6 protein-coding genes are annotated in these 11,030 nt (G+C 73.3%); 2 read left to right on the top strand and 4 right to left on the bottom strand.

The window, feature by feature from the left end; translation table 11 throughout:
* Nucleotides 1–397 precede the first annotated feature (397 nt).
* Nucleotides 398–1,201: a hypothetical protein gene (locus ABD841_RS39695; RefSeq protein ID WP_344982224.1), complete on the top strand. Its 804-nt coding sequence runs from the start codon at nt 398–400 to the stop codon at nt 1,199–1,201.
* A 166-nt stretch (nt 1,202–1,367) separates the two neighbouring features.
* Here ABD841_RS39695 and nagA read toward each other — a convergent pair whose 3' ends face one another.
* Nucleotides 1,368–2,504, bottom strand: a complete 1,137-nt coding sequence (gene nagA, locus ABD841_RS39700; RefSeq protein WP_344982225.1) for an N-acetylglucosamine-6-phosphate deacetylase — start codon at nt 2,502–2,504, stop codon at nt 1,368–1,370.
* Between the two features lie 208 nt (nt 2,505–2,712).
* On the opposite strand from nagA, the gene ABD841_RS39705 reads away from it, so the two are divergent.
* Complete coding sequence (locus ABD841_RS39705; RefSeq protein WP_344982226.1) at nt 2,713–4,455, top strand: glycerol-3-phosphate dehydrogenase/oxidase; 1,743 nt, start codon at nt 2,713–2,715, stop codon at nt 4,453–4,455.
* A gap of 97 nt (nt 4,456–4,552) precedes the next feature.
* Here ABD841_RS39705 and ABD841_RS39710 read toward each other — a convergent pair whose 3' ends face one another.
* From ABD841_RS39710 to ABD841_RS39720, 3 genes are all read right to left on the bottom strand, one after another.
* Nucleotides 4,553–7,033, bottom strand: coding sequence for a hypothetical protein (locus ABD841_RS39710; protein WP_344982227.1), 2,481 nt, complete (start codon nt 7,031–7,033; stop codon nt 4,553–4,555).
* Nucleotides 7,034–7,534: 501 nt separating this feature from the next.
* Nucleotides 7,535–10,441, bottom strand: coding sequence for a M36 family metallopeptidase (locus ABD841_RS39715; RefSeq protein WP_344982228.1), 2,907 nt, complete (start codon nt 10,439–10,441; stop codon nt 7,535–7,537).
* Nucleotides 10,442–10,721: 280 nt separating this feature from the next.
* The coding region (locus ABD841_RS39720; protein ID WP_344982229.1) for a beta-propeller domain-containing protein at nt 10,722–11,030 on the bottom strand (309 nt) is incomplete at its 5' end.

The raw sequence follows: 11,030 nt of genomic DNA on the forward strand, positions 1-11,030 counted from the left end.
CTGACACTCTCCTTTACGGGCTTGGCGCCACAGTGTGCGGGCACAGGGCAACGGGTCACGCACCGTGCTGGGCGCCGCCTGCGAAGTCTCCTGCGGGCCCAGCGTCGCAGGGCGCACTTGTGCATGACTTGCATCCCGCCGAGCAGCCGGCTGCAGGACGAGCGTCGCCCGATGCGGCACCGGCCGCGCGGCGCGGTGCGCGGCGAGTCACGGAAGTGACGTATGTAGGAAAATCTGTGAGCATTCCCCTGTGTCGGTTGATCAAGAGCTTAGGGTAGTCCTCGGCGAGGGTCCTTTCCACGTCGCGCTCCGCACCGCGGTGGAGGCACGGGGCCTGACCCTGAGCAGGCTTCGCGAGCGTCTTGAGCAACGCGGCCTCCGGGTCGGGATGACAAGCTTGAGCTACTGGCAGCAGGGCCTGCGCCGCCCCGAGCGCCCCGAGTCGCTGCGCGCCGTGCGCGCGCTCGAAGAGATCCTCGTGCTGCCGCCGCGTTCGCTGATGGCCCTCCTCGGCCCGCCCCGGCCCAGGGGCCGCGGGGCGGAGGGGCTGCCGCCGGTGGCGCCGCCGTACGTCGACGTCATGCCGCACACCGCGGTCATGGAGTCGTCCCGCACTCTCTCGGCCATGCTGTACGACCTGGACGGGGTCGCCGACGACCGGCGCCTGCACATCGTCGCGATGTACGAGACGCTGCGGATCGGGCCGGACCGCAGCGCCACCCGGCGTGAGACGTTCCAGGTGGTGCGGGCGCACGAGGACGCCGCCGACCGCTACATCATGGTCTACCGCGGTGGCCTGGGCTGCGACGTGGAGCGGGTGCGGATCCGGGCCCTGGAGGACTGCCGGGTCGGCCGGGTCCGCCGCGACGGGCCGACCGCGCTGGTCGTGGCGGAGCTGCTGTTCGACCGGGTCCTGCAGACCGGTGAGACGCAGGTGATCCGTTACGAGCTGGCCGACCCGAGCGGTGTGGAGACCGTCGAGTACGAGCGAGGCTTCCGGCACCCGGCCGGGCAGTACGCGCTCCGGGTGGGCTTCGACCCCTCCGCCCTCCCGGCGCGCGTCCAGCGCTTCGCCCGCCGCGGCCCCGGCGCCGGCGACCACGACCGCGGCGAACTCACCCTCAACGCCCACCACGCCGCCCACCTGGTGGTCACCTCGCTGGAACCCGGCCTGGTCGGCATCCGCTGGACGTGGCCCTGACCCCGCGGATCGACCCGTCTCACCGGGACCGCCCCGACCGGGCGGCGGTCCCCCTCCGGGCCCCGGGCCGTCCACGCCGGTATGCCGCCGCCTGACGTGCCGCCACCCGGTGTACCGCCCGGGGCAGCCGTCCTCCGCGCGACCCGGTTCGGCCGCATGGTCCGGTTCAGCGCGGTTCGGTGATCCAGACGCCCCGCTTCATGACGCCCGCGACCTCAAGCTCGTCCGTGAGCACCACCAGGTCGGCCTGCTTGCCGACCGAGACGGAGCCCAGGCGGCCGTCGAGGCCGAGCACCCGCGCCGGGGTCAGGGAGGCGATCTCGGCCGCCTCGGCCAGGGACAGGCCCACCTCCTGGACGGCGCGCCGGAACGCCACGTCCATGGTCAGGGTGCTGCCCGCGATGGAACCGCCCTCGGCCAGCCGCGCCACCCCGTCCACGACGTTCACCTTCATCGGGCCGAGCCCGTAGACGCCGTCGCCCATGCCCGCCGCCGCCATCGCGTCGGTGATCAGCGCGGTCCGGCGGGGGCCCGCGACCGTGAAGGCCAGGCGGGTCATGGCCGGGTGCAGGTGCACGCCGTCGTTGATCAGCTCTACCGTGACGCGTTCGTCCTGGAGCAGCGCGGCGATCGGGCCCGGGTCGCGGTGGTGCAGCGGAGGCATCGCGTTGTAGAGGTGGGTCGCCACGCGGGCGCCCGCGTCGATGCCCGCGATCGTCTGCTCGTAGGTCGCGTCGCTGTGCCCGAGGGCGGCGATCACGCCGTTCGCCGCGGCCTCCCGGACGGTGTCCAGCGCGCCGGGCAGTTCGGCGGCGATGGTGAGCATCCGCACGTGGCCGCGCCCCGCCTTGAGCAGTTCGGTGAACTCCCCGGGCGAGGGCTCGCGCAGCAACGCCGGGTTGTGCGCGCCGCAGCGGGCGGCGGAGATGTAGGGGCCCTCGAAGTGGATCCCGGCCAGCAGGCCGTCCTCGCACAGGTCGGCGAGGGCGGCGGTGGCCCTGGTCAGGTCGTCCAGGGACGCGGTGACCAGGCTGGCCATGATCGTGGTGCTGCCGTGCCGGGCGTGCAGGTCGGCGATCCGGCTCGCCTGCTCGGGGTCGCCCGTGGGGAAGGAGCCGCCAGCCCCGCCGTGGTTGTGGATGTCGACGAAGCCCGGTACGACGTACCCGCCACCGAGGCCGAGGCCGGAGCCTGGGGCTGTGCCCTGGCCGACGTGGGTGATGCGGCCGTCTTCTATGGTGAGCCAGCCTTCGTGCACACCTTCGGGGGTGACGACGCGGGCGTCGGCGAGTGTGATGCTCATGGGACCATCCTCCCGGGTTCCGCGAAGCCCGATCTCACGGCCCGGTCTCACGGCCCCGTCTCACGGTCCGGCCGTCGCGCGTCGGCGGGACGGCGATGCGCGAGGCCGCTCGATCTCCCCGGGGACGATGCCGGATGGATACGCTTTTGGTGTCGCTACCGCCGGGTAGAAAAGCAGAACGCACAGCCGTACCCCAGGGGGATACAGCATGACGGCGCGAATGGGCACCGCACGGCTCGGTCCCGCCGAGCGGTCCGCCGCACTGGCACAGATGGGCTCCCAGGAACTCGACGTGGTCGTCATCGGCGGCGGGATCGTCGGTGCGGGGGTGGCGCTCGACGCGGCGACCCGCGGATTGACCGTCGGCCTGTTAGAGGCACGCGACTTCGCCTCGGGCACCTCGTCCCGGTCGTCCAAGCTGATCCACGGCGGGCTGCGCTACCTGGAGCAGCTCAACTTCGAACTGGTCAGGGAGGCGCTTCAGGAGCGCGCCCTGCTGCTGCAGCGCATCGCCCCGCACCTGGTCCGTCCGGTGCCGTTCCTCTTCCCGCTGACGCACCTGGGCTGGGAGCGCCCCTACGTCGGCGCGGGCCTGATGATGTACGACTCGCTGGGCTTCTCCTTCGGGTTCACCCGGGGCGTGCCCGGCCACCGGCACCTGTCACGCACCAGGGCGCTGCGCCTGGCGCCCGCGCTGCGGCGGACGGCGTTCTCCGGCGCGGTGCAGTACTGGGACGCGCAGGTCGACGACGCCCGATACGTGCTGACCACGCTGCGGACCGCCTCGACCTACGGGGCGCACGTCGCCTCGCGGGCGCAGGTGGTGGGCTTCCTGCGCGAGGGCGAGCGGGTCACCGGGGTCCGGGTGCGCGACCTGGAGACCGGCGGCGAGCTCGACGTGCGGGCCCGGCAGGTGGTCAACGCCACCGGCGTGTGGACCGACGACATCCAGGCGCTGGTCGGCGGGCGCGGGCAGATCCACGTACGCGCATCCAAGGGCATCCACCTGGTGGTCCCGCGCGACCGGATCCACTCGCTCACCGGCATCATCCTGCGCACGGAGAAGTCGGTGCTGTTCGTCATCCCATGGGGTCGTCACTGGATCATCGGGACCACCGACACCCGGTGGGACCTGGACCGCGCCCACCCGGCGGCGTCCCGCTCGGACATCGACTACGTCCTCGACCACGTGAACGCGGTGCTGTCGGTCCCGCTCACCCGCGAGGACGTGGAGGGCGTCTACGCGGGGCTGCGCCCGCTGCTGTCCGGGGAGTCGGAGGAGACGTCCAAGCTCTCCCGCGAGCACGTGGTGGCCCACCCGGTCCCGGGGCTGGTCATGGTGGCGGGCGGCAAGTACACGACGTACCGGGTCATGGCGCGCGACGCGGTCGACGCGGTCGTGCACGGCCTGGACCAGCGGGTCCCGCCGTCCTGCACCGACCGGATCCCGCTGGCCGGGGCCGAGGGATACCAGGCGCTGTGGAACTCCCGGCAGCGGCTGGCGCAGTCCTCCGGGCTCCACGTGGCCAGGATCGAACACCTGCTGCAGCGGTACGGTTCCATGATCGACGAGGTGCTGGCGCTGATCGAGGCGGATCCGTCCCTGGCCAAGCCGTTGACCGGCGCGGACGACTACCTGCGCGCCGAGATCGTCTACGCGGCCACCCACGAGGGAGCCCGGCACGTCGACGACGTGCTGGCCCGGCGCACGCACATCTCGATCGAGACCTTCCACCGCGGGCTGGGCGTGGTCGAGGAGACGGCCGGGCTGCTCGCCGGGCCGCTGGGGTGGGACGACGACCAGGTCAAGCGTGAGGTGGAGTACTACACCAAGCGGGTCGAGGCCGAGCGTCTCTCCCAGGAACAGGACACCGACCAGGAGGCGGACGCGATCCGCCTCGGGGCTCCGGAGATCGTCCCGGCGGCGAGCCCGGCGGCGGAGTCGAGGTGACCTCGACCGCCTCTCCGGCCGATCCCGGCCGCCCTTCCGGCAGGTCTCCGGAGCCTGGTCGGGTCTCCCGGGCCTGGCCCGGTCTTCCGGTGGGAGGTCAGGGGATCTCGTAGACGGCGCAGGCGCCCGAGCGGTGCCGGAGCCTGGCGAATCCGTCGAGCGGCGGTGCCGGCCGCCCGTACCGGGTGTCGACGAACAGCCAGCGGACCCCGTACCGCTCCCGCAGCCGCCGCACCCCGGCCGCGGTGGGGGAGCGGAACACCGTGTCGTTGTCGGCCAGCCGTTCCGGGTCCCAGAACGGCAGCGAGGTGATCGCGTGGGTGGTGACGTCCCTGACCCGGGCGTGGGCGCCCGCGCTGTAGCCCCAGCCCTCGACGAGCACGCGCCGTTCGGACAGGCCGGAGACCCAGAAGTGCCGGTTGTCGCAGCGGGCCGTGCCGGGTACGGCGCAGTGCGCGTTGGTCGCGACGACGTCGTCGGGACGCGAGTGGTCCCGCAGCCACCGCCCCGCCTCCCGGGCTCCCCGCGGGACGGATCCCGCGGGGCCGGTGAGGGGCCACATCTCGTACGTGAACCTCGCGCGCTCGGGGGCCGCCACCAGCCCGAGACCGGTGACAAGGGAGATCACGAGCGCGCCGGACAGGCCGCGCGGGGCCCCGAGCCTGCGGCACGCCAGCGCCGTGCCGACCGCGCACAGGGTGACGGCGCAGGCCAGGGCCAGGTACGGGGCGATGAGGTGGGCGAGCCGGGCGTCCGGGTCGGGGCCGAGGGCGAACGGCTCGACCGCGGCCCCGCCCGCGGCCCCGCCCGCGACGCGCACCGCGGCGGTGAGCGCGGCTCCGGCGCAGGCGGCCCCCACCGGCCACCACGGTGACCCGGCGGACCGGGCGATGCTTCGGGCGGTGCTTCGGGTGGTCGTCCGGGCGGCGTTTCGGGCGGTGGCCGGGACGGTGGTCCGGGTGGTGCTTCGGGCGGTGGCCGGGACGGTGCTTCGGGTGGTGCTTCGGGTGGTGGTCCGGGCCGCGGTGAGCAGGGCCGCCAGGCCGCAGACGGCCGCCAGGGAGAGGAACGGGCGGGCGGCCTGCAGGAAGAAGTACTCGCTGCCGCCGGGGTGACCGAAGAGCAGCACCACGGGGATCGCGGCGGCGCCGATGCCCAGCAGCATGAGGACCGGCGCCTCCGGCACCGCCCGGACCCCGGTGACCGGATTCCTGACCGCCAGACCGAAGACCCCCGACCACACGCACGCCCAGGAGACAATCATGATCACTCCCATGGTGACCGCGAGTGCCGGGGCGGGATCGGTCCAGGCGGGGATGACCCCTCCGGCGACCAGGGCCTTGGCGGCGGAGGCCAGCGGTTCCGGCGCCATCCCGAGCCGTGCCCCGCCGAAGAGCGCCACCTGGGCGAAGAGCCCGCACGCCGCCGAGAGCGCCAGGGCGAGCAGCGCGGGCCGGTGCGGGCGGCGCAGGAACACCAGGTGCACCACGATCACGAGGGTCAGGCCCGCCGCGATCAACGGGATGTACGTCGACTTGGCCCCCATGGTCACGGCCAGGGCCAGTGTCAGCAGCGCCCATCCCGCCCGGTTCCTCCCGCCGCGCAGCAGGTCGACCAGGATCAGGACGGCCAGGCAGGACGTCAGCGCGCCGAACGTCTGGGTGGGGCTGACCCAGAGCGTCCCGTCGAGCAGGGCACCCGACGGGACCAGCTGGGCGGTCCACGCCAGCGGATTCGGGGCGACGACGAGGAAGGAGACGCCGGCCGCCACCGGCCCCGTCCACCACAGGCCGGTCAACCGGCGCGCGGTGACCGCGACGAGCACGACGAGGGCCGCCGCCATGGGCAGCACGGCCAGCCGGTGGACGAGGGTCTCCAGCTCGATCCCGGTCGCCCAGCTCGACGCGGCCAGGTGCGCGTAGACGAACCAGTGGTACAGCAACGGCGTGCCGAGCACGGTGGGCTCGGTCGGGGGGACGTGGTGCTTGAGCTCGCCCGCCAGGGCCAGCTGGAACGGCAGGTCGACGAAGGGGCGGGCGTCGCCCGGCCAGGAGAGCCCGTGCGCGCGGAAGAAGCCGGCCCCGCTCCAGGCCACCACGACCCCGAACAGGCCCGCCAGGCACCACGACCACCAGAGGGGGGCGGCCCCCTCGCCCGCCGGTGCGCGCCAGTGGCGGCGCAGGGCCGGGACGGCCGCGAAGGCCGCGAGGGTCAGGGCGGGCGGGACGAGCGCGAGGAGGGGCGCGCCGGCCGCCCGCGCGGGGATGTAGGCGAGGACCTGCGCCGCGTAGCCGACCGCGGTGCCCGCCGCGAGATCCTCGGCGAGCAGCCGCGACCCCCGGTGTGCCGCCCGCCAGAGCAGGGCGCCGGGCAGCGTCACGGCCAGCGCGGTGAAGGCGCCGAAGACCGCGACGTCACGCGGGCTCACCTCGTACGCGCAGAGCACGCTCGCGGCCAGCGCGGCGACGCACAGGAAGGGGAGCAGGCGCCACGCGGCACGCGCGGCCCCCCGCGGGCCCGGCCGCGCTCCCGCGGCCCCGGGGTCGGAGGGCGACGGCCTGCCGAGGGCGACGGTCACCGGGCACCCCGGCGGCCCCGGCCCGGGGGCCGGGCGCTGGAACCCCCGGCCGTCCGGCCGTGGGAGGACGTCAAAGTGGTCCCTCCTCGGATGACCCGGGTGGTGGTCCCGCGGAGCGGACCGTGCCTTCGGAGACGGGCGGGCCGGTGCCCCGGAAAACGGGAGCGCCCCCGTGGGGTGTGGGCTACGAGGGCGGCTCGCCGTGGCCAAGTGTAACGGAGTGGTCGCACACGGCGACAGTCACGTCGTGGCCTCGCGGTTTCCGGGAGGGGGACGGCCCTTGACGGTGGCGCGGCTCGTGAGGGTGGTGCGGTTTCCGGAGGGGGTGACGTGGCCCTTGACGGTGGCGTGGTTTCCGGAAGAGGTGGCGCGGCTCTTGCGGGTGGCGTGGTTCCCGGGAGAGGGGTGCGTCCCCGGCAGCGGTGCGGCTCCCGCCCGGAGGGGCGGGAGCCGCACGGAGCCGGGGACCCCGCCGGGCGGGCGGGGTCGCGGAGTGGGGTCTCAGCGCGAGAACGCCTGGAACTCGGCGGCGCGCAACTGGTCCTTGAAGGGGCTGGCCGTGGCGCAGTCGGTCTCGGAGTTGGGGTCGGCGTCCTGCTCACCGGCGTAGAGCGGGTTGCCGGTGCACTGGGTGGAGACGGCCCTCAGGGTCAGGTGGGTCGCGGTGGTGGTCGGGATCTTGAAGGACTCGATGAGCAGGTCGGCGCCGCGGGGGCGCGGCAGGCGGGTCTGGAAGGCGTCGGCCGGGCTGGTGTAGACGACCGAGAAGGAGTCGGGCGACGAGCAGTCCTTCTTGGTGGCGTTGCAGGCCAGGACCTCGAAGGCGCGCAGCGCGCTGAAGCGGTTCTGCGAGCCGGGGTCGGCCGGGTCGTTGACGTTGGGCCGGAGCATGGCGCTGACCTGGACCCTGCGGATCTTCACCGGGTCGGTGCCGGCCAGGTCCACGGTGACGGACTTGCCCTTGACCGGTCCGGTGAGCGAGGCCCAGTTCGTCGCCTCGGTCTCGTCGATCAGCTTGCCGTGGTTGACGCCGTCGCCCGCGGCCGTCGCGCCCAGCGCCGCCGAGGCGTGGTTCTTCGAGACCGGCAGGGGCAGCGGCAGTTTCACGCCCGGCAGCACCGCGAACTTCACCCGGGTGTGCCCGACCCCGTTGCCGGTGACCACGAAGTCGTACACCCCCGGCGTCATCTCGACGGTGTCACCGAGTTCGGTCGCCGGGTCGGTGTCGGCCACCGGCACCGCGCGGCCCTCGTAGTCGCCGACGTACAGCCTGAGCGCCGCGTCCTTGGCGTCCCCCAGCGGCTTGAGCTGGAGCGTGCCGTTCTTGCCGGCCGGGTTGACGAAGCTGGGCGTCGGGTCGGGGTCGTTCGGGCCGTTGCTCGCCGCGTCCGCGCCGAGGCCGTGCTCGGCGAACGCGCGCCACATGAGCGCCTGGTTCGCGCCGCCGAAGCGGATGGCGTCGGCCGCGAGCAGCGCGTCGCGGTGGTCGACGTAGCTGACCGCGCCGGAGGCCATCAGCAGCAGCGCGTCGAAGGAGAGCTGCGCCCAGCGGCGGTTGCCGGGGCACTGACCGACCGGGATCCCGCCGTCGGCGCACGCCTTCTGCTTGGCCGGGGTCCCCTTGCCGTACCGCTGGACGAACGCCTGGCGGACGTCGTACTGGGTCGCCGACCAGATCTCGCCGTCCGCGTGGACCTGCTGGCCGACGAGGTCGTAGGCGATGTCGCTGTAGTTCAGCGGCGAGGTGGACATGTCGTAGTTGCGGATGCCCGCCTTCTTGTCGCCGGTGACGTAGCCGCCGGTCACGTACGGGGTGTCGCCCGCGGGGCGGAAGCCGTACTCGTACAGGTACTCCATGGCGAACAGGTCGGACGTGCTCTCGTTCATGGCGCCGGCCTGGGCGCCGCTCCATCCGGCGTCCGGGCCGCCGATCATGCGGCCGGAGATCGCGTGGGTGTACTCGTGCCCGATCACCGACATGTCGTAGTCGCCGTCCACGCAGGGCGAGTAGAAGGAGCCCGCGATCGGCTGCCAGAGGTACATGTTGGTGATGGGGGCGACCCCGTCCGGGCCGGTGATCTGGTTGGCGTTGTCGCGCACGCTCAGCACCCGGGCGCCCGCCTGGGCGTTGCCCTGTTCGGGGTCGCCGCCCAGGCCGCCGCGTCCGCCGTTGTCGTTCTGCATGTTCCAGGCCGTCTCGGTGAAGCCGAGCCGGTAGGACCAGTCGTGCATGCGGTTGTGCATGGCGTGCAGGTTGGCGATGGCGGCTTCCAGGTCGGCCTCGCCGGGCTGGTCGAAGACGGCGGGGTCGCACTTGGCCGTGTACCACTTGTTGGTCCACGGGTAGGCGTAGTCCCGGCTGGGCGTGGTCACGTTGCTCCGGGTGCCCACGGTGTACGGGTCGCCGCTGGCGCGGTTCTCGACGGTCTTGGCGGCGTTGCCGGTGCTGGTGTTCGTCGGGGTGTCCGTGGCGTGGTCGACGTCCCAGGCCTTGCCCGTGGCCGGGTCGCCACCGACCACGTAGTCGCAGCGGGCGCCGGCCTGGTAGCACCAGGTTTTGCGGGTGTCGGTGGAGGAGTAGTCGGCCGGCGGGTTCGCCGGGAAGACCTCCCAGCTGGGGTTGTCCGGCTCGAAGTGGTGGTCCACCAGGTTCTCGCGGGTCAGGATCTCGCCGCTGACCGCGTCCACGTGGGTGGTGTAGGCGGCGGCCTGGCCCTCGCCGCCGCCGATCAGGACGACCTGGAAGGCCCGGTGCGTCCCGTCCGGCGCGGGCACCGCCACGGCGGTGACCTGCTTCGTACTGGCCGTGGCGAGGTCGATGCCGCCGTCCCTGGCCGCGATCTCCAGAGCCTGCTGCTCGGTGATCTTCGCGGCCGGGGGCGCCTCGGCGGAGCGGGACAGGGTCGAGGTGACATGGAAGACCTTGCCGTCCCGCACGCCGACCGCGACCTGCCCGTCCACGCCCGAGGGCAGGCCGCCGAACTTCTGCCGGAGCAGTACGGCGTGGCCGTCCCCGATGGGGTTGACGGCGATCTTCTCCAGCGCGTCCACGGCCTCGCCGGGAAGACCGAAGAGGTTCTCGTTCGCCTTCAGGTAGGCCCGCGCCGCCTGCTCGGGGTCGGCGCCCAAGCCCTCGGCGAGGGGGGTCGCGCCGGTCACGACGGCGGGGGTGCCGAGGGAGTTCCACCGGATCGTCGCGGTGCCGGCCGAGCGGGAGAGCCCCGCCGGGGGCGCGACGCTGCCACGCCGGTTGTCGAGGTCGGGCTTGGCGCCCTCCTCGGCCTGGAAGTCGTGGGACTTGGGGGCCTGCCCGCCGGGTTCACCCTGGGCGATCCCCGGTAGGGGGAGTGCGAGTGCCGCGCCCGCGGCGGCGATGACGGTGAGGCGTAACCAGGGTTTGGTCAGCACCAGTCCTCCTGCGGAGAGACGGCCGTGATCGGCCATGCCACGCGAGGATCACGCGTGATTCGCAAGAGGTAACACTTATCCAAGTGTCCTGACAAGATCTTGTAAAGGATGCTATGTCAGTGTAAAGAGGACCCTCCGGACCGCGGACGCGGCCCCGTAGGGCACCGGGGCGGGGCCGGGAGAGCCGGTGACCCGCCAGACCCGGTGAGGACCTGGCGGGAGCCGGCGGCCCGGCAGGGATCCGGCGGCCCCGGTAGGGGGCAGGGGAAGGCCCGGGTGATCAGGAGAAGGGGATCCACGCCCGATCGGCCAGGGTCTTCAGGTCGTTGACCTTCAGGCCGAGGTCGGAGACCGTCCACAGGCTGTCGCCGACGACGATCGAGCGGCGGATGCCCGGGTCGAAGGGGGCGAAGCGGGTGTTGTTCACCGGCCTGGGCTTGGGGTGGACGACGGTGCCGGTCTTGCTGATGGCCGAGTCGCCGATGGTGAGGACCAGGGCGGTGCCGTTGGTCTGCTCGGTGCCCGTCCAGGTGTTCAGCGGGAGGACCGCCGTCCCGGTCTTGGCCCAGTACAGGAAGGCGTGCGGGTC

Source organism: Streptosporangium fragile (assembly GCF_039534445.1).
In the GTDB taxonomy this organism is placed as follows: Bacteria; Actinomycetota; Actinomycetes; order Streptosporangiales; family Streptosporangiaceae; genus Streptosporangium; species Streptosporangium fragile.

Coding starts and splice junctions, on each gene's coding strand:
- ABD841_RS39705 (WP_344982226.1), top strand. CDS start 2,713: ATGACGGCGCGAATGGGCACCGCACGGCTCGGTCCCGCCGAGCGGTCC.
- nagA (WP_344982225.1), bottom strand. CDS start 2,504: ATGAGCATCACACTCGCCGACGCCCGCGTCGTCACCCCCGAAGGTGTG.